A 21,893-nucleotide genomic window follows, 5' to 3' on the forward strand; every position below is an offset into this window, starting at 1 on the left:
GCTCCACCCACTACTCACTGAACTGAGTACTGAACATTAGCCAGTCCGTCGGCCGGATTGGTCGAACAGCCTGCCGCCGGCGTCTTGATATAGGCGCAAATCTCGTGACCGGCGGCCACCCCGACCGCCAATCCGCTCAGATTGTTACGCCCTGCGCTGACGGTTGCCGTCACCCCCAAATCCGCGCCCGCCGTATGGTCATACACCCCAACCTGCGCGTTGGTACTGCATCCCGCCGGTGCCGTCGCTACATCCACCGTCATCCCGGTCAGCGTGATAGCCGTAGGTGTAATTATACCGCCCAGACAGTCGGTCCCGCTGGTAAACCCAAGCATCATGCCGGCGAAACTCGCAGAGCCGAACGGACCTGCCGGCAAGCCCTCCACGTACACGCTCTCGGACTGTCCCGCCTGTAGCATCGGATCGGCCCATACCACCTGCTGGCCGCCGCCGACCGCCGCATTGTTCATCATGAAATTAAAGCTGACGCTGGTGGTTCCGCTCGGCACCTGAAACGTCGCGCCGGCCGTGCGTCCCTTGATCCCCGAATGGTTCTGCGCCACCGCCAGCGTCGCACCGCCCTGGTTGGAGGTAATCGAACAGGTCGGATTGGTGCTCGGCGTCACCACCTGGCTGGCGTCGATATAACAACTCGCGGTGTAGTAATTGCCAGCACTCACTGGGATGCTGTTCCAGCTCACCTCGCCGTAACCGCCCTGCATGTAAACGCCGGTTCCAGAGGCCAGTGGCCACGGGAGCGTCGGGGAGAGGCCGGTGAAGCTGGTCGCCGTCGTGCCCGTGTAGCTGAAATAGCTGTTTTGCGTGACCAGCGTTCCCGAGCTCGGGAAGCCCGTGGTCGATCCCACGGTCAAGCTGGTGGCGCCCTGCGCGGCGCCGCTGCTAAGCGTAGTCGAATAGTAGGGACCCGTGGTGAAGACCGCGTTGCCGCCGTCGGGTCCCGGCCCGCTTACCGCAAGCCCGCTGTTGCTGATAAAGGTTGAACCAAAATGGAGTCCCGAGTCGGGTATCAGGTTGATTGCCGGGATACTCGCGTTGAGCAGGCTGCCGCTTACCTGACCGCTCGCCGCCACTCCTCCAGCGACCGCGGCGTCGGGAAGCTGCACATGACCCGCGTTGGCCACCACGTGATAAGTCGCCAGATCGCTGCTGTCGAGCCCTATGAACGCGCCGCAACCCCACTCTTCGAGCGATGCCGAGGCGAAGTAGTAATTGGTGTAGTTATTGACCCCCGGCTCCCAGTAAATAAGGCCGCAATTCGGATCGCCCAGGTTGTTCGAGTAGGGGTTTCCCGACTCGATCTCCAGACTATCGATATGCCAGCCGGTGGCCAGCGTGTTGCCCGAACCGCCCCAGGCGTAATCGATCGGATGGGCTCCCTGAGCCACGCTGTTGGACAGCCCCGGACCAGGGCGCCCGAACAGATGGCCGTTATCGATATGCCAGAAGTCGGTACCCCCAGCCGCGCCGCTGTTGCCCGTCCCTTCCGACTCGAAATACAGCCCCGTTCCCGCGTTTTCCTGCGTACCCACGAAATTGACGTCGAACTCGTGCAGATGGTTCAGGTCGAACCAGCCGCCGCCCTGCGCGCTGGAGCCCAGCAGATGGATAAAGTTGTTACCCACGTTGAGCGCGTGAAAACGCGTCATCGTGGCGTTGGTCTCGTAGCCGATCGCGTTGGGATTGCTCGTGAAGTTGAAAAAGATGGCGTCGCGCTGAGGATCGCACAACAAAACATTATCGATTTCCAGCAGCGCTCCGGTACCGTCGTTCTGATAGGCCGCGCCGCCGCTGGAGTACATCCAGATACCCAGATTGCGCAGCGTGCTGCCGACATTATTGCCCGGCCCTCCGCCCGCCGCTTCCACTCCGGCGGTGACAAAATCGGAGGGGTCTCCGTTGAACTCCAATACTGCGCGGGAAATATCGCGCGCCATCACCACGAATCCGCCGGCTTGGCTTTCGCTGCCGCTGGGGCAAAAATTATTGTTGGTCAGCGCGTAGCCCAGCCCCTGCAGCCATCCCGCTCCACTGGCCCCCAGCACCAACCCATGCTCGGGGTAGACTCCCGGCGGCAGCACCACCTCCTGGTCGCGTCCCGCATGCTCGATCGCCGATTGCAGCGCCGCCGTGTCGTCATGCGCCAGAGTCACCCCCGTCAGGCTCTGGCTGGGTGCGGTCGCCAACGTGATCGTGCTCGCGCTGGTGGCCGTGACCTGACTAAACATGCTGTCGGCCAGCGCCGCGCTAGGCGGCGTTGGCGGAATTATTTGATTGGCCGCTGGGATGTCAGGTCGTCCCCAAAGGTTGTAATCATCGATATTCTGACCACCATAATCCAAAATGTTATTGATGATTGCCTGCGCGCTGTCGGCGTTGACTTGCGCGTCGGCCGCCATCACCGCGTTCTGGCTATCGACCACGGTCACGATCGTGCTGCTCAGATTGGCGCCCCCGCTGCCGCATCTAATGCAGGTTACGGTCTGCCCTACGTCCGAGGGCACGAATTGCGGCGTCCCACCGGTGTAAATCACCGGCGATCCCGCCGTCACTTGCAGCTTGTTGAGTTCGCGGCCTACCGGCCATTGTCCGAATACCAGCGCGCCGGCGGGAAAGCTGCCACTGCCCCCACTGACTCCAGTCAGGCTAGTGGCCGTGATGCCGCTGTAGGTCACAACCTGACCACCGTTACCCACTGCCCCCCCAATTACCGCCGTGCCCGACGACATGAAGCCCACCGTGCTCGCCATGGGAATGGTGCTGGCAGGCAACGTCACCGCAGCCGAGCTGTACTGCATCTGGCCGTAGATCGGATACTTGCGCAGCCGCCGCCAGGCCGCGCTCTGGCTGTCGTAGCGATAGATCACGTAGCCGGCGCCCCCGGCAGGCATCGGCGGCAGCGCGAAGGTGTTGTAGTTGCCGAAATTGGCCGGCGGGGTCAACGCCACCGTCGCCCATGCTCCCACGGGGATCGTCACTCCGCTGGTACCCCCGGTGACGCCCTGCAGAACGTTGACGCTGAGCGATGTGTAATTGAGCACCTGGAAGGGAAACGGCTGTCCGTTGACACTGCTGCTCTCCGCTCCCATCACCACCACCGCGCAGCTCGGTGACTGGCAACTGGCTGGCCATCCGCTCGTATTGGCCAGCGCCAGCGCTCCCGCGGGCTCGCTTGTCGCCACGGTCACGGTGGTTGAATTACCGAACCATTCCGGCAAGGAGAGACAATCGTAGTTGCCGCTGGAAGGGCAACCCGAGGCGTAAGGCACTTGGTTGCTCACCGCCGTGCTCGCCGCGCTCGCGGCGGAGATACCGCCATGGCCGTCCAGGATTGCGACTGCATACTGATATTGAGTCGCACAGCCGCCGGCCGATCCGCACACCGCCGCGCCGCTTACGGCCGCGGGCGTCGCGACCGTCTCCGTGGTGCCGCAATGGTAGCATTGGACGCCTTCGCCGACCTTGAAGTCGTGTCCCGAGAGATTACTCAGTGTCGGGTTGCCGGCGGTTGCGGTCGCGCTCCAGATAGTATCGACACCTCCCGCCAACGTGCCATCCTCGTTGAGCGACAGCGCGTTGCGCACTCCGTTCACGCCGTAACCGCTGATCCAATAGGGACCTCCCGCCGCGTTGTTCGCAGTGATACTGCCGCCGGCGGCGATCTGACTGACCGCTACCTGCCCGGGATTGGCGACGCTGGCACTGAGGTCGCCGCTCAGCGTAACCGGCACCCATTGGTTGGCGGCCGCGTTCTGCACCAGGAATTGACCCGCCAGCGGCACGCTGGCCGCCACCGCCACGCCTTGCAGCCCAGTGGTGCGACCCGGTTGCAGCGTCACCGTGCCTACTCCGCCCACGGGCGGATTGGTGACGCTCAGGGCGAAATCGCCGCCCGCTCCGATTCCCAAACCGGTCACCAGCGAGGGCGGATCGCTATTGGCTAGCATCAAGGTGCTGAGGTCGGCGCTGGCAGACAGCGGAATCTGAATCTGCACCGGCTGTCCACTGCCCACCGTTACCAGCACCAACGCCCCCTGTGGGATAGTCAGGGGCGGATTGGTCGGCAGGTTACCTTGGCTATCGGTCAGCACCGAGAAGGTCGAGGGTCCGATCACCGCGCCGCCATAGGTTTGCAGCGCGACGCTCTTGAAATAGACCCGCACATTGGCAGCAGGCTGACCACTGACCTCGCTAAGATTGCCGGTCAACGTGCATAGATTGCCCTGTCCTGCGGCCCGACCCATCACCAGCGCCGAGGCCAACGCCGCCACCACCCCGGCCGCGATCGCTCGCCGCCAAACCCCGCTGACCCGCCGCGCCTCGCCCTGCTCCATTAGCCTGCCCTCCACCACGTCCCTCGCAGGATGCGCAAAACAGCCCGGGTCCCGCCGGCCGACGCCTGCCGGCGGGACCGCGCTGAGCCGGGGTCGTCCCGGCCCGCGCGCTTTTGCGCCGATCCTCTACAAGTCGGCGTTGAATCCGCCCGTTAGCCAATGGTAGGTGCCGTCGTAGTACAAACTACCCACCCGCGACTTGCCCGCGGCCGGTGCGGTAAACGCGCCAATCCGGTAAGCGCTGCCAAAGCTAACCGTGCCCAGGGCGGCGCCCGCGCCGTTGGCCAGATTGAGGGTCCATTCCATCCCGCTTACGCCACCCAGCGGATTGGCAATCGTAAACGGATTGCTGTTGGTCGCCCCCACCGTGACGATCGTCCCCAGGGCCAGGTTGGGAGTCACCGTGGCGCCATAGGCGGCGGCCTGAATCGCGCTGGCGTAGCCGCCCGCCACGATAGCGTTGAAATTGGGGTTGGCCGGTTGTTCGTCGTACAGGTTGACCCCGTCGCTGACAAAGGCCATTACGTCGCGCGCCCCCGGCGCAGTGTTGATTACGGGAGCCGCCAGGCCGCCGAATTTGGCGTTCGCCGGCCAACTCACGCCGTGGCTGCCCAGCTCGTCCTGAGTAAAGATGAAAACCACGCGCCCCGCGCCCGGCACGCTCCCCGCTCCGGCCAATGCCGCGACATTGCCGAAGCTCAACGTGACGTTACCGGTAAGCGTCATGCTGACGATGTTGCCGCGGCTGAAATCCACCGCCACCGCACCGCTGACCGCACCCAGGGCGTTGAGCCCCATCGCCAACGATCCCACCGTCTTGGTACTGCCGGCGGGCTGATCCATCATGAAATTACTCGCCATCGGCTCCTACCTCCTCCTGCCCAAGCTGAGCCCCCAAGGGGGCGTTTAATTGCTCGTGCGGCAGTGCCATCCAGCGCGCCCACGCGCGGCCCGCCCCAGCCTCGGGCTGGGCCTGGCCAAACTGGCGGATAAACGACCAAAAGGCCCGCCGGCTTGCACGGCTACCCATCGCACCACACCAGCGCGCCGCGAATTGCGCGTGGCCACCCCGGGCCAACTCTGCCGCTGCTTGCCGCAGCTCGAGCCCCAAGCGCGCCGCCTCGAGTTCAAATCCGCGATCGAAGCGCGCCCGATGGTTGGAATCGCTTAGCCGTTCCACCATCACCTGGCCCCAACGCGCGCTATCCAGCCACTCGCGCAGTCGGCTGTAAGGCCCGGCCCCATAAAGCCCGCGCAGCCAGCCGCGGTTATAATCGCGAGCCAGCCGCCAGCGCGCGGCGTTTGCCGGCTGCCCCACGATGATCCAGCGGGCGTACTCGGCCTGCAGCCGGGCCAAAGCCTGGCTGGCGGCTCCGGCCGCGCCCAGCATCGCGCTGAATAGCGCGCCGTTGGGGTCGCGCGCAGCCGCGGCCTGCGCCAGCACCGCCGCCGGCAGCGCCACCACTACCCGCAGTCGCGCCTCCTCCTCCCCCATCTCAGCCATCCAGCCATCCCTGCGGCAGGCGCAGGCGGCCCAGGCCGCGATAGCGACCAAGGACGGGCGGTGGGAGCCAGCGATAAGGCGCCTGGCCCACGGGCAGCGCGGGAATAGCGAGCAGTGCTGTGGCGCCGGCCGCCGCCGGCGACATTAAATGGGCTGGGCGCGTCACCCGATGGCGCCGGGCGCGGCGCGAGGGTGGCACCAGCCGCCCCCGGCCCGCGCCATGCCCCAGCATCCCCATCACCAGCCCCGCCGCGGGTCCAGCCTGGACCGCGCCCGCGCCACCCATTCCCCGTCCACTCACCACGCCCCCAAGCCCGTTCAGCCCGCGCTGCGCGGAATGCCCGCGCATCCCCCGTGCCAGCGCCTGGGCCGCGCCCAGGGCCCCCACTGCCGCTGGCGCGGCGGGCGCGCCACCCCCCTCTCGCCCGCCTCGCTGGCGGACCAGATGATGGAGCGCCAGCAGAAGAAATTCCTGACTATTCATTGCTCTGCTCCTTCTGCTCACAGCAGGGTGGAGAGGAGGCCGCCCAAACCACCCAGCCCCGCGCCCAACGGTCCCGCGCTCGCGCCCAGCATCGAGCCACCCAGCAGCGAGCCCAACCCATAGCCTCCCAGGCTGCCCGCCATCAGCCCGCCCAGCGGATAGAGCGCGTTGGGATTGGTCATGCTCGAGCTGGAGTTGTACGCCCCGCCTACCGCCGCCGGCATCATCGCGCCCAACTGTCCCAGCGTTTCGTAGGGATACAGGTACTGGTTGATCGCGTTTTGCTGCGCCGCGTTGAGTTGCGCCTGCTGCTCGTTCTGGCTCAGACCGCCCAGGTTTAATAAGGCTTGCGAGGGCGCGAACGTCGCGCCCAGCAGCCCCGGCACCAGTTGCTGCTCGGCGAGTTGGTTCTGCACCCCCTGCTGGTAGGCTCCTCCGTAGAGATTGGTGGCCAGATTCTGCAACGCGTTACCCAGTCCCTGCTGCGCCAACCCCTCGCTCTGTTGTTGGGCCGAGCCGCCGAAAGCTCCCGCTTGCGCGTATTCAGCCTGGATTCCCGGCTCGGTCGCGTATTGGTATTGTTCGGTGACCGGCAGCGCCGCCTCGTTGAAGGCGGCCTGCAGGTAGGGGTTGGTGGTGGGATTCAGATAGGCGCCCGACAGCGTGTTTTCGGCCTGGGTCAATGCCGGCCCCAACAAACCCTGCGCCCCGATGGCGGCACCGTAGCCCAGGTTGAGCCCCGCCTGCTGATCGGGTGACAGCGGCGCTATCTGAGTCTGCATCCCGGCCGGATAGCCACCGGCCAAATCGCTATTGACGTAATTGCCGGTCTGGCCCAAAAGCCCTATTCCGTAGGGCACCGCCCAGGCCGGCAGATTGGATTGGGTAACGCTCGAGACCGTGCTCGGCCCTCCACCTGATGGCATCGCTACAACTCCTTCTGATAGGTCACGTCCGTGACCCTGAACCCCGCCCGCCAAAGCCGCCGTGCCCAACCCGGGCGAGGTGATTGGAAGCACAGCGCGTCGATTCCCACCCTGCACGCCAGCCCACAGATGTCCTCTAGCGCCAGTTCCACCACGCGCCGGCGACAGGCATAAGCCGCCCACACGTACATCAACCGCCGATTGGAGTACCGCTCGCGGCATTCTTTGAGCACCACGGCTCCGCCATAGCTCCCGTCGAGCAGCCCGACGTGAAGCGTGGCACTGCCGGCTCGCAGCTCGCCTAGTAGATCGGCCGGACGCAGCGGCGAGCGCGCCCGCAGACAGGCTTGGGCCAGCCCCGGCGCCACCAACGGCCACCACGCCTCCAGCTCGTCAGGCGTTACCTGCTGCAGAGCCCAACTCCTCATCGCCCTAGTCGAAATCCGCCCGCAGATAGACCGCGCCGCCGGTGGCCAGGCTCAACTGGGGCGCGCTGGTGCTCTGGGCCCAGCACAGTCCGTTGGAAAAGCCGCTGCCCAGGGCCGCCGCCGCGCTCTGCCAGCCAAAGCCGCTTTGCGCCGCCGCGTAGATCAGCACGTCGGGCGCGGCGCCGTTGGCCGGTACCGTGCTGGCGTCGAACAGCATCACCCACACCGGGCTGGCGCTGCTGTTGTAGCCACTCACGCCCCACACCCGCACCGGGCCGACTGCGATCACCACATCGCTGCTCTTGTAGCTGGAGCCCGAGTTGTATTTGGCGGGCAGCTCGCCCGCGCTGAAGGTCAACGATCGCGCCATCGCTTTAGCTCTCCTTTTTGCTCCGGGGCCGTTGCTGGATTGAGGGAAAGCGCCGGCGCACCGCGGCGCGCACCTGCGCCTTCTCTCGCGCCGTGCCAAACTGCGCCACCCGCGCCAGCGCCGCCCGGGCATGGGCGCGATCCTGGATTGGATACTTGCGTGCCTTGGGCAGCGCGAAGCTCTTGGGATGTAGCCGTGCGCGCTGGCGCGCGCTCAGTTCAGCCATCGCCGAACCCCTCCCTCCAGTTCTCAAGGCGCGCTTAGATACCAGCGCGCGCCGTCGTAGTACAGCACCATCAATTGGTTGGGTATGGCCGTAACCGGTGCGCCCAAAACCAGGTTGCCGCCCCCCTCCAGCGTGAAGCTGCTAAGCGCAATCAGATACAGTGCTCCGGTGAAACCAACCGGCGCGTTGATCGTGATCAAAGACCCGCTGCCGGTCACGAAATGGGCTTGGGCCGCGATTGCGATTGCCGCCCCTGATCCGCTCACGGTCAGCGTGCTCAGGGCGGAGCCCGGATTGCCGCTGGCCCCGCGGCTATTGGCCCCCAGCCCGTTGAGCGCTGCCGTCACTGCCCCTGCCCAGGGCGCTAGGCGCTGAAACAAGGCCAGCCAATTCGAATCGGCCGCCACCGGTAGCCTCAAGCTTGCGATTTTGTTCATCAGCGTGTGCCCTGCGCCTGCCAGTCCAGCTCCAGACCGACAATCTCGCACGGCGCCGACACGCTCAGTTTGGCCGCGTGATAGCGCGCGCTCTGGCGCAGGCTGAACCATCCGTAGCTGGTCAGCGGCACCGGCGCGCCGGCGTACTGCTGGTCGCCCAGGTTGAAGCGATACAGCGGCTGCAGTTGGGCCGCGCTGGCGGCGGGGTAGAGCGAGAACAGCGGCCGCACCCCGCGCAGCAAGCTGAAGCGGCCTGCGATGCCCACGTCGCCGCTGGTCAGATAGGCTCCCTTGGGTGCCCCGCTCAGTTGGTAGATAGCGTTGTCGGTCAGCATCAGCGCCTGCGAAAAGACCGCCAGCGGCGAGTACTGCAACTCGCCCGCCAGGTTCACCGGCGCCTGCGCCACCGCCTGCACCGCGGCCAAGTTGATACCGGTGGTCCAGCGCTCCAGGCTGGGACTCCAGCACACGTAGCGATCCAGGCTGCCCGGCGGATTGGCCGCCACCGAGGGGTAATACCAGACCACTACCGCGCGCAGCCGATCCCATACCCCCCACACCAGGTTGGCGTTGCTATTATCCAGGCTCTGCTCGAAGAACCAGTTGCGCAGCGGGCTGCCGATTACTTGTGGTGGACCACCGTCGCATAGGTAGAAATTGTCGAACCCCACGAAAGCGTGGCTGCCCCCCAGATCCACGACCGCCTCGTTGCTGACCGCGCCCCGATCGCTGGCCAGCAAGGTAAAGCCCCAGATAATCGGCGGTCCCAGATAGCTGCCGAGATAAACCGCACGCTGCTTGTAGACCAGCAGATTGGCTCCCAGCGCGCGCGCTCCCACGATCGGCCCCGGCGTGTCGCCCAGCACCCCGTTGGCGGCCTGGGTCGCGATATCCGGACTCCACGTGGCGGGATTGCCGATTCCGCTGCAGTTCCAATCGTTGCCCGCGCTGTCCAGGATGAACACGAAATCACCCACCGCCGCCACCAGCGCCCCCCGCGGCGGATTTCCGCCAAGCGCCACCGCCGTATTGTAGTTGGGCGCGGCGAGCAGTTGCGGCACATCGTTGGGATTGAGCGCAATCACGTCCGCCCCGAAATTGGTGAAACGCCAACGCGGGGTGCGATAATCACCGCTGGTGGGGGGTCCCTGCGGCGAAGGTCCATTGAAGGTTTGCCCGCCCGAAACATCGACGAAATCCTGACCCAGCGCCTGGTATTGATACAGCCGGGTTTGTGCCCCGAACAGCAGATTGGCGCCCCCCACCTGTTGATTCTGCTGCAGGTAGGCTCCCATTGCCGGCTGCGCCATCGGCGCGGGCGCCGCGCGCACCGGCGCCTTGAATGGCCGATAACCTGCCGGCGTGGGATACAGCCCGTTGCTGTCCACGATAATCCCCGCCGTGTCGCTGGCCAGGTCGGGAGCAAATCCGCGCGCGAAATTTACCTGCACAATCGCCATCGCCGCCCTACCACCACGGCCGCAGTCGCCCGGTGAACTTCTTCATCCCGGTTTCCAGCTTCAACTTGCGAAAAAACTCATCCGCCAGCGTTTTATCCACCGCCGCGCTGGCGCCGTCGTTGAGCACGTTGAGTCGCAGTAGGTATCGCGCATAGGCCCGAATCAGTTCGCGCGCTTCCACGGTCCAGAAATTGCTGTCGGTGTCGTTTACCGGAGGGGAAATTATTTGAATATAGTTGTAGGTCAGCGTATAAACCGCGTCGGGAGTGGGAAACAGCCGCAGCTGCATTCCCGTCCCGAGCAGATTCAGTGCGTAGTCGACCGGCGGTCCCTGGACCGGACTTAACTGGTTGGAGTCCTCCGCATTAAGTTGATCCCAGGTCTTCCAATGCAGCTTGTAGACCGTCCCGGAGACGGTCGCGAATAGGGCCCGCAGCTCGGCTATATCCAACGGCGCGCTGTAGATATTCAACCCTGCGCTCGTGCTTTGGGTAGCCTGTGCGTCGTTCTTGAAAAAGGCGTCGCGGCGGTAATAATCGCAGGCCTCGGTAATCGCGTTGGCAATCTGATCGGCCAGATCGGTACGCTGCAATTCATCGGCCATTCGCGCCTGCATGTCGGCAAATGTCGAATCCGCCACCGCCCGCTACCCCTCTGCTTGCGCCCGAACTTGTTTCCCTCCCCCATGCTTCGCCATGGGGGAGGGTTAGGGTGCCTGCTACCTACTTTCGATCCCGCTCGCGCCGCTCGCCCATCGGATCGTCGGCGTAGGGATTGCCCACCGACTCGGTCTCCACGCCAGGCTCGAACCGCGCCCGCGCGTATGGGATATCCCACGCCCCGCTCTCGCGGTCCGTGGCCTGTTCGGTGTCGCCCCTGCGCTGATGCCGCTTGCTCGGCTTTTCCTCTTTCATCGCTTCCTTTCCTCTCAGCGCCTACTGGTTCTGACCGCCCCAGAACAGCGCATGGCCGGTGATAGTCCCGCTGACGGTGGGCGTGGTCGGGGCCGCATGGATCTTGAGCACCAGGTTGTCGGCCGCCGCGTAGCGATGGGGCAGCGCGCCCTGTTGCCAATTGCCGGCCGCGCTCCCTGCGATCCCGCTGGGCGTCAGTACCGTGTCAGTGGCCGAGCGCCCCAGCGCCCCCGCCGCTATATAGCGCTGGCTGTTACCGCCGTCGCCCAGATCGATCGTCACCGTCGGGCTGCCCGCGCTGTCCAACTGCGGGCAGTCGATAGCGAAGTCGATCAGCGCGCAGTAGGCGGGAATCTTCAGCAGAGTTACGGTGTCGCCCACGCCGAAACCGACGGCCGGAATCGCAAAGCTGAACGTCTCCACGAAGGCGCCAGTCTCGTAGACCGCCTGTATGCCCGCCGTTTCCTGAGTCGAATAGTAGTTATTGGACATGGTCTCTTCCTTGCCTCGCTCCCTACATCAACTGCGCCCAAGTGCTGGTCACGATCGTGGCGAAGTCCGACCCGTTGAAGGTCGATTTCACGCACCCGAATACCGAGCCCACCGCCACTCCGACCTGATCCTCATAGTCGTCGGCCTGGGTTACCCACTTGTATTTGGTCGGCCAGTTGTAGTTGCGGCCAAAGGCGATCACCGCCGATTGGGCACCGCAAAACAGACCGCGTGCTACGTTGGTGGTGCCCGCCGCGGGCGCACCCAGATCGGTGTGTAGGCTGTTCTGCGTATTGTCGCCGTAGGGCACCCGCGCGTCCTCGTGCAGGATGACCCCGTTGAACATCCCCAGCGCCCCGGTCAGAATCGGGTTGTCCTCGACCTTTCCTCCCTGCATCGCCGCCATCTGGATATCTTTCCAGTCGCCCGCGGTGGTCGATTTACGCAGTGCTTGCACCTGATACGGATGGAGCAGCATGACGTAGTATTCGCCGCCCGACAGCCGCACCGGCCGAATCGCCGGGGTCATGGTCTTGGCGCGCGCCACGCACTGATCGATCAGGGAAAGAGTGAAGGTGTCGGTCGCGGTCAGGCTGGCTTCGCTGCTCGCCCCACCGGCAAAGACCTGATGGTTGACATCAGGCGCCAGCGGCTGATTGTTGCCGGTATACCGGCCGTCGCTCTGCGCCGCGTTGCCGCCCAAATGGTTGAGCACCGCGACGTCGTAGCGGCTGGCGAACCAGTCCGACAGCGCCATCTTGGCCTCGTTCATCAGGTTCCACGGTACCCGCTGCTGCGACACCGAGCCCTGCAGCTTGACGGCGTGACGCAGATTGTCGATCAGCAGGGAGTTGGTATAGAAGGTCATCGCCTCTTCCTGGCCCTGCAGCACACCGAAACCCAGTACTCCGGCTCCCGCTAGTTGCATCCGCAACGTGTACGTAATCTTGTCGCCCGGATGTTTCTGAGTATCGTCCAGAATCTGGATCAACGACTCCGACGTCGGCCCGATAAACTTAGTCGCGACGGTCTTTTTCTTGGTCTCGCGGTAGAGCTCTTTGCTCCACAGCAAATTGGTGGACGGATCGGATGGATTGAAAAAACTCGTGGCCATCGGCCAATCTCTCCGCGTTTGCTGGTCAAAGACTAGTTCTCTCGCGACCAGGCGGCCGCGAAAGTACCTTCTTCAACGCCGAAGGATTGGCTGCTTCAGCTCCGCGCCTAGGCGCCTCGCTGAAGCCATTCCGCTAGAGCCCGGAAGTGGCTGCTCCTCATCGGGCTGGGAGCCGGCCCCGGCGCTTTAGCTACGCACTGCGCCGGTCAAGTGCTGGCGGCGCCGTTTGACGCCGCGCCATCGGCTATCGCCCCGATGTGGCCTGCTCGAATAAGCTAATTATACCCGGGCCCGTTCCTCCCCCGCAAATTTGATCCCGCCCGGCCCTATAGCGGCGGGTATCCCTCTATGGCGCGTGCAAAAGATAGTGAGGAAAACTCCGCCGCAGCGGCTTCGTTCCTCTTTCTTGCGCAAGAATGACGGGGCAAGGAGTTGAGCAAGACAGCAGCCCCTATGATATGCAGGGTTCAGCAAGGGAGACGGGCCCTCCCGCCGTTTTATCCACCCCGCACACTTCGAGACTTGCGCCATTCCACCCCATTCTCGCCCGGCTCCCGCTCCCTTTCCGCCCCCACGTTGGTAAACTACTGGGGCGGACGTTACGTCTTTTAAGGATGGCGACGGTTTTTCTTGGCATGCATAAAAGAATTGCTCTAACTAATTACGCGCGGATTTGCGTGACTTTGACCGCGATACCGCTGCTCACCGCGCTGATCGCATCGGCCAGGCCTGTTTGGGCTGGCACTGCGCCCCTGCTTGAGTTGGCACAAGCCTCCCAATTGCAGAACTTTCAGCCCGGCTATCCGCCCCCATTGCCAGCCCAAAATGGCTCCCAGCAGACTCTTACCCTGCCGCCCGTCGCGCCGCAGTCTTCGTATCCGCCCGCGCTAGAAATTCCCCCTGCCCGCGGCCAGACCGGCACGCTCGAACTCCCCGTCCAACCCCGGGCTCAAGCCGGCGTAGCCAGGATTTCGATTACCGTTACCGATGACAGCGGTGGATGGGTGCCCGACCTGCGCAAACAGGACCTTACCATCTACGAAAATGGCGTTCGTCGCCCCATTCTCGCCCTTCAGCGCGATACCAATACCCCCGCTAGCATCGGCATCGTGGTCGATACCAGCGGTAGCATGGAATGGAAGTTGCCCGCTGCCGAGGCCGCGTTGCGCCACTTCGTCAATACGCTCAACCCGCGCGATGACGTCTTCCTGATGGCCTTTTCAGGCCGCGCCTATCTGCTCCAGGACTTTACTAGCGATCCCGCGGCCTTGGACCACGCCATCACCATCCTCCACGCCTACGGCCAAACCGCTCTGTTCGACGCGATAGTCCAGGGGCTGGTCAAGGTCGAGCAGGGACGTTGGCCGAAGCGAGCCCTGCTCGTGATGACCGACGGAATGGACAATGCCAGCACCTACACCCTGCCCGACGTCATCGCCGCCGCGCGCCGTGCCGGCGTGCTGATTTACACCGTCGGGCTGGGCGTCTCCAACATATCCAACGCCAGCAACACCCCGTTCTTCGGTGGTTTCGGCTTCGGCTTCGGTCGCCGCCTGTTGGCCGCTCAGCAGGAAGAGGTTGACGCCTCGACCCTGCGCACGCTGTCCGAAGACACCGGCGGGACCACCTTCGTGCTCAATCCACGCGTCACCAACCTCTCCGAGCTGGACGCTCACTTCCAGGCCATTTCTGCCGAATTGCGCGAGCAGTACACCGTGCTGTTTTCCTCCTCCGGCGGTTCTGGCCCGCAACCGATCAAAGTCGAAGCCACTCGCCCCGGACTCGACGTGCGCGCGCCCAAATGGGCCGACGCCGGCGCCTACTCCGCCAGCCGTTGAATTTGACGAGTTAGCAGCGGCGCGGGCGGCCCTGCCAAGCCCAAGCCAGCTTGTTCCGTCAATCTGTGTAGCAATCTCCCCTCCCTGACCAGGGAGGGGATTGAGGGAAAAGATCTTTAACTTCTCTGGCTCCCTTCCCATAACGTGCCATGAAACAGGGTTGAGCTTGGAAGTGCCCGCCGCCCTGACCGGCTACCACCCTCACCGCTGCCCTATCGCCTATCCTCGCTGCAGCAGCGCGTTCAGATCCCCTCCCGCCTGTTCCAATAATTTCTCGTACGCTTCGTCGTCTAGCGCCGCGATCGCTTCCAGCGTTAACGGTGCCGGCGCCGCCCGGCCACCCAGCGTCTGCAAACTCTGTCCCGCCGCTTGCTTGCGCGCCAGCTCACGAATCTTCTCTTCGCCCTGACTCACCCCCCCGCCTGACCCAGCTGCGCTCTTATAGCCCCATTCCTCGGCCAGACGATAGGCTACTTCGGCCGGATTTCGCCCCTGGCGCAAGGCAGTGGCTACCAGCGACTGGCTATCTTGGTTGACTATTCGAGCACGCTCGGCTTCATCCGTGATTCCCATCAGCTCGAGCTCGCGTGCCCGGCGCGCCTTGATGTACTTGACCCGGTCGTAGTAGTCAGGATGGCCGTTCTGGGCGTATTCCTGCTCCAGGCGCCACGCGATGGTGCCTTGATGCTGCAAGGCGGCCGCCTGCGCCGCCGCTTGTTGCTGCTGATACAGACCGGTCAAGGCCCGCTGATACTGGCGCATCTGCCAAGCCTGATGACCCGCCGGATCGGCCGCCCGATCGGGTTCCGGATCGCCCCCCTGCACCCCGTGGGGCTTGCGCTCCTGCAACTGCGCCAGCCGCTGATTGGCCCGCGCCCACGCTTCTTCCTGCGCCGCCAGCTTGCGGCGCAATTCGCGCACTTCCTGGCGTTCTTTGACCAGCGACCACGCCGGCACGCTGTCATTGGGCCCCAACTTGCGCATCGCCTCTTCGCTTAGCCCCCGCCCTTCCTCGCGCCCTGCCGCCGCCTCCTCGCCCTCGCTCTGTCCTCCCGCTCGCGTTGCCACCTTGGGCGACGCCTCTGCCGCTTCCGGCACGACCGCCGCCGGTACATTCCCTGCCGCCAGCAAGGCTTCCTCGCTGGCGTCTAGCAGCTCCGGATCCTCTCCCGCCGCGCTCACCTGCACTGTTTTGTCCGTCGCCTGCATATTCTTTGCCTTCACTTCTTCTCCTCCTCCAGCCACCCACCCAACCCAATCTCGTGCCACCTCGTCGCTGGCTTGACTACCAATCCACTCCCACCTTGCTTCCCGCCTCGATCGCAGCCATCACCCGCTCCAGCGCCTGTCCATCGAACTCAACCTCCAGCCCTTCCACCGCTTCCGCATGCCGCATCGCCGCCTCCACCGCCTCGTCCAGGCTTTGGCCCAAGCCAATGGCCGCGCCGAACTCACGAATCTTGAGCGGTACCGCATAGTCTTGCCCTTGAATTCGGCAATGGCCGTGCAGCTTGATGAATGCTCGCAATTCGGGCGGAAATTCCACTCCAAGGAAGTGTTCGCGGCCCCATTCCGAGCGCAACACCACTTGCGCCATGTACCGGGCGACCGGCCGCGGCGTCACTAGCTCGCCCGCCGCTCCCGCCCACATGATTTCATCCCAGTTGGAAAACAGCTCGATATAGGCTTCCGACGGTGGCGACCCGGCTCGCATCGCCGGATCCATCAGATACGGAACCCGATCGCTGCCGATTCGCACTTCACTGGAAAAAAACCCGCGGCATCCCAATTCGCCGAGCACCGGAGCCAACCGCTCGTTTATAACCTTCAGAGCGGCCGGCAACGTCTCCCAGCTCCGCACCTGCCCAATGTATCCGACGTCCTTGGCCTCGTAGCCGAAGGCCGCAATCGCGGGAAAACGGCCATCGATGGCAAACCCATCGTAGCCCGCCTCAACTCCGGCCAGCGGCTCCTCTACCACGAACAAAGTCTGTCCCGCGCGCGGCCCCAGATGGAGCGCCAACTCGTCAAGCAACGGCTTGGTGGCCTGGAAATGGCGCGCACGAAAGGTTTCGACATCGCCCCGGAACAGATTGCCCTTCACATAGACTCCGGGATGCGATTTCAAATGCTCTGTCAGTTGCTCCAGCCCAGTGATCAGCTCGTAGGGCCCCACCGCCAATCCCACGCGATGCAAAACTCGTTTCAGCTCGTCCCGATATAGCTCCAGCAGTTCGGCCTGCCCCGCGCCCCATACGCGCTTTCCCTGGCGCCTCAAATATTCCTGCTCGGCTCCAAAATAGGTATCCGGGAAGACTATCAAGTCCGCTTCTTCGATATGATCCCAGGCGTTTTCAACCCGCTCGATTCCCTCCAGCCCCGCACCGATGTTGAAACTTTCCGAGACCGGGAAAGCGCAGCGCCAGCCGTTGCAATAGTAGAGCACCCGTCCGAAACTCTCGGCCAGCTTTTCGGCCACATGTACGTAAAGCCCCTGGTCGATCACCAGTGCCGTCTTGTCCGCAAACTCCATTCCCACCTCCCTTCCCGCCCATGACTATTCCTGGAATAAAAAAATTAATCAGTGGCGCGGTCGTCAGCGCCGCCTCTGGCTGCTTGATCCCACAGCGGAGCTAGCAGCCCCCATCCGCTCGCGGCGGTCCACTCCTCCGAGCTGGCACCGCTTTCTGCGGCTTCGCAACACTAAACTTAGGCGACAGGAAACCTTAGCGCGCGCGCCGCGCGCCGTGACGCGCCAGCAAATCCGCCACCAACGCCCCCTGTTCCAGCTCCTGCCGCCGGGCCCGCGCCTGCGTATCCATCAGCTTGCCCGCCGTTGCGACGATCGATCCCAACTGCCGCAAGCGCGATTCCTGCTCGCGCAGCGCAAGATTCTGCTCCATCACACGCGCCCGCGTCGCGGCTAGCTGCGCCGAACTCCCCTGCCCTCCGCCCGCTGCCGCCAGCGGACCTCCTGCCGCGCTCGCGCCGGCTCGCTGCTCCAATTGCGCCTTGAGGCGCGCCACAATCGACGCTGGGAACGGGCTGTAATCCAGAATTTCGGGCAAAAAGGCGTTGTTTTTGATTAAGACCGGAATGATCGGCGCCATCTTGTCCCAAAACGCCTCCTTGGCATTGGGTGATTTGGTCGGCTCGTCGATCACCAGGCTGTAGTCCACCGGCAGATGCTCGCGCAGAAGCGGAATCGCCCGCGAGTTGTAGGGCCCACCCAGATTCACCAGGCGGCCATCGGCCACGAAATTGCGGATGAACTCGAACACCGTGCGGGCCTCCTCGCGCAGGTAGCGGGTCAGCGCGCTGAAGTACCCCGCGTTGATCGTCATCCCTTGCACCTGGCGCTGGCGCTGCGCCACCCCTGGCACGTCGCCCACCGTCGCCCCCAGCAGCTCGGGATTGATTCCCGATACCCCGCCCAGCGCTTCGATGCACCACTTGAGCATCACGAACGTGCCCTCGGGCAGGGCCGGCCGCGAACGCTCCTGGATGCGCGGATGGTTGCCCGACAGCGCCCCGTCCTCGAGCAGAATCAGCGCCGCCGGATTGGCCCAGTCCTGCTCGGCTCGGGTCGGGTCCGCAAACGCCGTGGCCTCGGCCAACAGCCCGCCCTTGGCGTTGCTGTTGATGATATGCAAGGTTTGGCTAAAGAATTTGTTGGCGAAGCGCTGCGGATCCATCAGTACGTGCAACAGCCCGCGCCACACCCCAGCCGCCGCGTCGAATCCACCGGTGAGCGCTTTGTAGGTAAATCCTACTCCTTGCACTGGCAGGTCGCCCGCCGCCAGCTCAAGCGGCCCCGCGCAGAAAACCCGCTTGTACACCCGCCGCTCCTGGCGGACGTAGCCAACTCCCCTCCCTTCGCCCCCCTCGATCATGCGCTCGCCTAGCGCCGCCAACCGGCGCGCCAAGCGCTTGAATTCGTCCTCTCCCAGCTCGATCAGCTCGCCGCTCAGCGGGTCGGCCAACCGATAGCGCGGCTGAACTTCGTAATACTGATATTCCACCACCCGCACGCTGCCGGCGGGCGGCCCCAATGCCAATTCGGTCTGATTGCCGGGCTGATATTCGATCGGGGTCGCATGCTCGACCTCCAGTTCCCCCTGCCCCGGCCGCTCGCTCAGGAATTGCGCCGCACGTAGCTCGCTCTCCTTGTACGGCCAGCGCCGGATAGCCTCCTGCAGCGCAATCTCTTCCTCGCACGCTACCCAACGCGCATCTTCCAGGTTCTGCTTGCGCGCGGCCGGGTCCCAATACATCTTCAACCCGTCCACCCGCTCCATCACAATCCGACCCTCGGGATCCAGCTCCATCTCCAGCCGAATTCCGGTCCAGCCCATGCCGCGCACCAACATGTCCTCGAATGCGGCCGAGCGTTCCTCGGGCCCGTTGCAGGCCTCGATCACCGAGCTATATATCGCAGAAGCCAGTTCACCTGCCGCGTTGGCCAGCCCCGCCTGCGGCATGCGCGGCACAAATACGACCTCCTGCCGGTTGTGCTGCTCGGTACCGGCCACGATCCGAATATATTTTTGGGCGTAGTTGAAAACCGCCGTGGGCCGATCTTCCTCGTTAAGCCGCGCCTCGTCGGCCGGATGCCATTGCTGGCCGGCCATGAAGCGATCCGCCTCGCGCGCTTCCTTGCGCCAGCGCCCCACCGTCGCCGCCGCCCGCTCCAGGTCGCGTCCCACTCGGCGCGCCAGCTCGCTTATCCCCGCTACCCCTGCTTCACTCTCGCCGACTTCTGCGACCTTCACCCGCTGCGCCGCCTCCGCTCCCCGACTGTTCCCGCCCCCCTTAATAAAATACCATGGCTACGATAGCCCCCGCTTTCCGGCCTTTATCCTGCCAGCGCTCCCTAGCGGCTAGATTTTTTTAAGCTCGAGGACTTTGTTTTGAGCCACTCGCCCGCACGTTCAACCGAGCTGCTACTGGTTGACGATAGCACTGCCGACATCGCCCTGGCCCTTCACGTGGTCCAGGAACGCCAACCCCAACCCACCGTGACAGTCGCCCACAGCGGCTCCGATGCGCTGGATTTCGCTTTCGCCACTGGCAAATACGCGGCTCGCAACCGCGCCGAACAACCGCGCTTGATTTTGCTGGACGCTACATTGCCTGGGATGAGCGGCCTGGAGGTGGTGCAACGTCTCAAGGGGCATCCGCGCACTCGGCCAATTCCGGTGGTCGTGCTCAGCAATTCTCGCGCCGCAATTGACCTGGACCGCTTCTATACCGCCGGGGTTAACTCCTACCTCTACAAAGACACCGATTTCGAAAACTTTTGCCGCGCTTTGCACACTACCCTGGATTACTGGCTGGAATTCAATCTGCTCCCACCCCCGCCCACTGCCTGAGCTGACGAATCGGACTCGCGCGCGCAAGCGCAAACCGTACCGTGTCATGAGCAGGCTGAATTAAAGGCAGAGGCCGTCGGAAAACGCGTAGCGGCCTATTTCGTCTTTGAAGCCGATACCCGGTCTCAGCGCTGGCCGTTTTGGGCCAGCACCGGTTGGACCGGCTCACCATCGGCCGCGGCCTGACCTACATTGACGGCCACCAACTCGCCGACCGTGATACCGCTGGGAATCTCCACGTCGATCCCATTGTCATTGCTCAGACTTACCGGAACCAAATGAAGCCGACCCTCTCTGACTACCGGCACGTACGGATCGCCGTTTTTAAAGATCAGCGCGTCGTCCGGCACCAGCGGCAATTGAACCGGCGTAGTGATGGTAAATCTCACCCGGGCATACATTCCCGGATATAGAATCCGGTCGGGATTGGCTACATCCACCTCGACCAGCATGGTCACGCTGGTGCTGTCCAAAGCTTCGGGATGGCGGGTTACCGCCCCGCCGAATTTACGCCGAGGAAACTGCGCTACCGTCACTACCGCCGGGTCGCCGTCGCGAATAAACGGGGCGTCGCTTTGCGGTACATAGGCATAGATGCGCAAACGATCGAGCGTCGCCATCGACACGATTGGCGTGCTGCCGCTGGATGGTCCGGTAACTTGTGGAATCAACGCCCCCGGATCGACATACCGGGCGGTAATCATGCCCGAAAATGGCGCCCGGATCACTTCATAGCTCTGCAACGCCAGCATCTGTCGGAGCTGAGCCTGGGCACTCAACAAGGCTTGATGGGACTGATCGGCGGTTTGCGGCGCCACCACCCCAGCCTGCAGCAATACTTGATTGCGTCGATCAGTCAGCAAATCCAGTTTGTAAGTGGCCCGGGCGTTAGCTACCTGCTGATCGGTTTCGGGCGATTCCAGAATTGCCAAAATCTCGCCGCTCTTGACCCGATCGCCTTTATCAACCCGGATCGATTTCAGATAACCCGCTACTTTGGCGTAAACCGGTGTCTCCACGTAGCCGTGAACCGCTGCGGGCAACTCAATGGTGCGCCAGCGCGGGCTGCTACGTACCTTGGTTACCAGCACTCGGGGGCCGAGGTCGGCTTGGCGCGCAAGCTGGCCGCTCTGTCGGATTATCCACGTAGCGCGAGCGCGCACTAAGCTGGCGGTGGCAATCGCCACCGCCACCACCACCACAATCCAACCGATAAAAAAGCCTCGCCCCGGCTTAGGCGTGGAATGATGGCCGCGGCCGGCCGAAGGATTTTCCATTTCCACGCGCTACCTCACAGCGGCTGATTGAACAACGCGGCTATTTCGGCATCGCGCTGATGCTTGCCGATCACCTCGCGGCCAAATAACGAATAAGCCGCGGGCACCACGAATAACGTCATGAACGTGGCCGCCAGTAACCCGCCGATTACCGCCCGACCCAGCGGCGCGTTTTGTTCCGCGCCCGCGCCCAACGCCAGCGACATCGGCAGCATGCCCAAAATCATGGCCAATGCGGTCATTAGTACCGGGCGCAGTCGAATCCGCGAGGCCTGCAAAGCGGCCGCCAGCGCCGTGTAACCCTGCTCACGCAGATCGTTGGCGAAAATCACCACTAGGTTGGCGTTAGCCACCCCCACTCCGATCGCCATGATCGCGCCCATCAAGGATTCCACGTTGATCGTCGTCCCGGTCACTACCAGCATCCACAGACATCCCGCTAACGTTCCCGGGACCGCAAGGAAAATTACCAACGGTTCCATCCAGGACTGAAAATTGGCCACCATCAGCAGATAAACCAGAATCGCTGCTAAAAGTAATCCTTCCTCCAAACTGCTGAAGGATTCCCGCATCGCCTGGCTTTGCCCGCGAATCCGAATAGTGGTGCCCCGCGGCAACCGACCCAGCGTGCCAATCGCGCGCTCCACTGCTGCTGTGCTGCTACCCAGGTCTCTGCCGACGACCCCGCTATCGACGTCG

The 21,893-nt window shown here is 63.8% G+C and carries 21 protein-coding genes; 2 read left to right on the forward strand and 19 right to left on the reverse strand.

Features of this window, described 5'->3' with window-relative positions; translation table 11 throughout:
- Window positions 1-14: 14 nt before the first annotated feature.
- From VKV28_04795 to VKV28_04860, 14 genes are all read right to left on the reverse strand, one after another.
- Window positions 15-4,352, reverse strand: a complete 4,338-nt coding sequence (locus VKV28_04795) for a hypothetical protein (GenBank protein HLH76107.1) — start codon at window positions 4,350-4,352, stop codon at window positions 15-17.
- Window positions 4,353-4,478: 126 nt separating this feature from the next.
- Window positions 4,479-5,213: a hypothetical protein gene (locus VKV28_04800; GenBank protein ID HLH76108.1), complete on the reverse strand. Its 735-nt coding sequence runs from the start codon at window positions 5,211-5,213 to the stop codon at window positions 4,479-4,481.
- Window positions 5,203-5,856 carry a hypothetical protein gene (locus VKV28_04805; protein ID HLH76109.1) on the reverse strand — a complete coding sequence of 218 codons (654 nt, stop codon included), beginning with the start codon at window positions 5,854-5,856 and terminating at the stop codon, window positions 5,203-5,205. The genes VKV28_04800 and VKV28_04805 overlap by 11 nt, the downstream gene beginning before the upstream one ends.
- Window positions 5,849-6,340: a hypothetical protein gene (locus VKV28_04810; protein HLH76110.1), complete on the reverse strand. Its 492-nt coding sequence runs from the start codon at window positions 6,338-6,340 to the stop codon at window positions 5,849-5,851. Before VKV28_04810 ends, VKV28_04805 begins: the two co-directional genes overlap by 8 nt.
- Before the next feature lie 17 nt (window positions 6,341-6,357).
- Complete coding sequence (locus VKV28_04815) at window positions 6,358-7,266, reverse strand: hypothetical protein (protein ID HLH76111.1); 909 nt, start codon at window positions 7,264-7,266, stop codon at window positions 6,358-6,360.
- 2 nt (window positions 7,267-7,268) lie between these two features.
- A complete protein-coding gene (locus VKV28_04820; GenBank protein ID HLH76112.1) occupies window positions 7,269-7,694 on the reverse strand; it encodes a hypothetical protein in 426 nt (141 codons plus the stop codon).
- Between the two features lie 4 nt (window positions 7,695-7,698).
- Window positions 7,699-8,064 (reverse strand): hypothetical protein, encoded by a 366-nt coding sequence (locus VKV28_04825; protein HLH76113.1) that lies wholly within the window; start codon window positions 8,062-8,064, stop codon window positions 7,699-7,701.
- 4 nt (window positions 8,065-8,068) lie between these two features.
- Window positions 8,069-8,290, reverse strand: a complete 222-nt coding sequence (locus tag VKV28_04830) for a DUF6582 domain-containing protein (GenBank protein ID HLH76114.1) — start codon at window positions 8,288-8,290, stop codon at window positions 8,069-8,071.
- A 23-nt stretch (window positions 8,291-8,313) separates the two neighbouring features.
- Window positions 8,314-8,727: a hypothetical protein gene (locus VKV28_04835; GenBank protein HLH76115.1), complete on the reverse strand. Its 414-nt coding sequence runs from the start codon at window positions 8,725-8,727 to the stop codon at window positions 8,314-8,316.
- Window positions 8,727-10,187, reverse strand: a complete 1,461-nt coding sequence (locus VKV28_04840; GenBank protein HLH76116.1) for a hypothetical protein — start codon at window positions 10,185-10,187, stop codon at window positions 8,727-8,729. The genes VKV28_04835 and VKV28_04840 overlap by 1 nt, the downstream gene beginning before the upstream one ends.
- A 7-nt stretch (window positions 10,188-10,194) precedes the next feature.
- A complete protein-coding gene (locus VKV28_04845; protein HLH76117.1) occupies window positions 10,195-10,827 on the reverse strand; it encodes a hypothetical protein in 633 nt (210 codons plus the stop codon).
- Window positions 10,828-10,909: 82 nt separating this feature from the next.
- Window positions 10,910-11,101 carry a hypothetical protein gene (locus VKV28_04850; protein ID HLH76118.1) on the reverse strand — a complete coding sequence of 64 codons (192 nt, stop codon included), beginning with the start codon at window positions 11,099-11,101 and terminating at the stop codon, window positions 10,910-10,912.
- A 21-nt stretch (window positions 11,102-11,122) separates the two neighbouring features.
- Window positions 11,123-11,593, reverse strand: coding sequence for a hypothetical protein (locus VKV28_04855; GenBank protein ID HLH76119.1), 471 nt, complete (start codon window positions 11,591-11,593; stop codon window positions 11,123-11,125).
- A 22-nt stretch (window positions 11,594-11,615) separates the two neighbouring features.
- A complete protein-coding gene (locus VKV28_04860; protein ID HLH76120.1) occupies window positions 11,616-12,707 on the reverse strand; it encodes a N4-gp56 family major capsid protein in 1,092 nt (363 codons plus the stop codon).
- A 635-nt stretch (window positions 12,708-13,342) separates the two neighbouring features.
- Here VKV28_04860 and VKV28_04865 point away from each other — a divergent pair.
- Window positions 13,343-14,545 carry a VWA domain-containing protein gene (locus tag VKV28_04865; protein HLH76121.1) on the forward strand — a complete coding sequence of 401 codons (1,203 nt, stop codon included), beginning with the start codon at window positions 13,343-13,345 and terminating at the stop codon, window positions 14,543-14,545.
- Window positions 14,546-14,764: 219 nt separating this feature from the next.
- Here the strand turns inward: VKV28_04865 and VKV28_04870 are convergent, their stop codons facing one another.
- The 3 genes from VKV28_04870 to VKV28_04880 form a co-directional block, all read right to left on the reverse strand.
- Window positions 14,765-15,769, reverse strand: coding sequence for a hypothetical protein (locus VKV28_04870; protein HLH76122.1), 1,005 nt, complete (start codon window positions 15,767-15,769; stop codon window positions 14,765-14,767).
- A 61-nt stretch (window positions 15,770-15,830) separates the two neighbouring features.
- Window positions 15,831-17,078 carry a hypothetical protein gene (locus VKV28_04875; protein ID HLH76123.1) on the reverse strand — a complete coding sequence of 416 codons (1,248 nt, stop codon included), beginning with the start codon at window positions 17,076-17,078 and terminating at the stop codon, window positions 15,831-15,833.
- A gap of 193 nt (window positions 17,079-17,271) precedes the next feature.
- Window positions 17,272-19,317 (reverse strand): hypothetical protein, encoded by a 2,046-nt coding sequence (locus VKV28_04880; GenBank protein ID HLH76124.1) that lies wholly within the window; start codon window positions 19,315-19,317, stop codon window positions 17,272-17,274.
- A gap of 138 nt (window positions 19,318-19,455) precedes the next feature.
- Here VKV28_04880 and VKV28_04885 point away from each other — a divergent pair, with 138 nt between their 5' ends.
- A complete protein-coding gene (locus VKV28_04885; protein ID HLH76125.1) occupies window positions 19,456-19,917 on the forward strand; it encodes a response regulator in 462 nt (153 codons plus the stop codon).
- A gap of 125 nt (window positions 19,918-20,042) precedes the next feature.
- Here VKV28_04885 and VKV28_04890 read toward each other — a convergent pair whose 3' ends face one another.
- A complete protein-coding gene (locus VKV28_04890; protein HLH76126.1) occupies window positions 20,043-21,194 on the reverse strand; it encodes an efflux RND transporter periplasmic adaptor subunit in 1,152 nt (383 codons plus the stop codon).
- A 14-nt stretch (window positions 21,195-21,208) separates the two neighbouring features.
- Window positions 21,209-21,893 (reverse strand): efflux RND transporter permease subunit (locus tag VKV28_04895; GenBank protein HLH76127.1); only part of this gene is annotated, 685 nt, incomplete at its 5' end.

The sequence above is a fragment of the Candidatus Binataceae bacterium genome (assembly GCA_035294265.1).
Taxonomy (GTDB): Bacteria; Desulfobacterota; Binatia; order Binatales; family Binataceae; genus DATGLK01.

Excerpts from the sequence above, each read along its gene's own strand:
- VKV28_04825 (HLH76113.1), bottom strand. The coding sequence starts at position 8,064 with ATGGCGCGATCGTTGACCTTCAGCGCGGGCGAGCTGCCCGCCAAATAC.
- VKV28_04865 (HLH76121.1), top strand. The coding sequence starts at position 13,343 with ATGCATAAAAGAATTGCTCTAACTAATTACGCGCGGATTTGCGTGACT.
- VKV28_04805 (HLH76109.1), bottom strand. The coding sequence starts at position 5,856 with ATGGCTGAGATGGGGGAGGAGGAGGCGCGACTGCGGGTAGTGGTGGCG.
- VKV28_04840 (HLH76116.1), bottom strand. The coding sequence starts at position 10,187 with ATGGCGATTGTGCAGGTAAATTTCGCGCGCGGATTTGCTCCCGACCTG.
- VKV28_04815 (HLH76111.1), bottom strand. The coding sequence starts at position 7,266 with ATGCCATCAGGTGGAGGGCCGAGCACGGTCTCGAGCGTTACCCAATCC.
- VKV28_04875 (HLH76123.1), bottom strand. The coding sequence starts at position 17,078 with ATGGAGTTTGCGGACAAGACGGCACTGGTGATCGACCAGGGGCTTTAC.
- VKV28_04850 (HLH76118.1), bottom strand. The coding sequence starts at position 11,101 with ATGAAAGAGGAAAAGCCGAGCAAGCGGCATCAGCGCAGGGGCGACACC.
- VKV28_04860 (HLH76120.1), bottom strand. The coding sequence starts at position 12,707 with ATGGCCACGAGTTTTTTCAATCCATCCGATCCGTCCACCAATTTGCTG.
- VKV28_04800 (HLH76108.1), bottom strand. The coding sequence starts at position 5,213 with ATGGCGAGTAATTTCATGATGGATCAGCCCGCCGGCAGTACCAAGACG.
- VKV28_04810 (HLH76110.1), bottom strand. The coding sequence starts at position 6,340 with ATGAATAGTCAGGAATTTCTTCTGCTGGCGCTCCATCATCTGGTCCGC.
- VKV28_04855 (HLH76119.1), bottom strand. The coding sequence starts at position 11,593 with ATGTCCAATAACTACTATTCGACTCAGGAAACGGCGGGCATACAGGCG.
- VKV28_04820 (HLH76112.1), bottom strand. The coding sequence starts at position 7,694 with ATGAGGAGTTGGGCTCTGCAGCAGGTAACGCCTGACGAGCTGGAGGCG.
- VKV28_04890 (HLH76126.1), bottom strand. The coding sequence starts at position 21,194 with ATGGAAAATCCTTCGGCCGGCCGCGGCCATCATTCCACGCCTAAGCCG.
- VKV28_04835 (HLH76115.1), bottom strand. The coding sequence starts at position 8,727 with ATGAACAAAATCGCAAGCTTGAGGCTACCGGTGGCGGCCGATTCGAAT.
- VKV28_04830 (HLH76114.1), bottom strand. The coding sequence starts at position 8,290 with ATGGCTGAACTGAGCGCGCGCCAGCGCGCACGGCTACATCCCAAGAGC.
- VKV28_04795 (HLH76107.1), bottom strand. The coding sequence starts at position 4,352 with ATGGAGCAGGGCGAGGCGCGGCGGGTCAGCGGGGTTTGGCGGCGAGCG.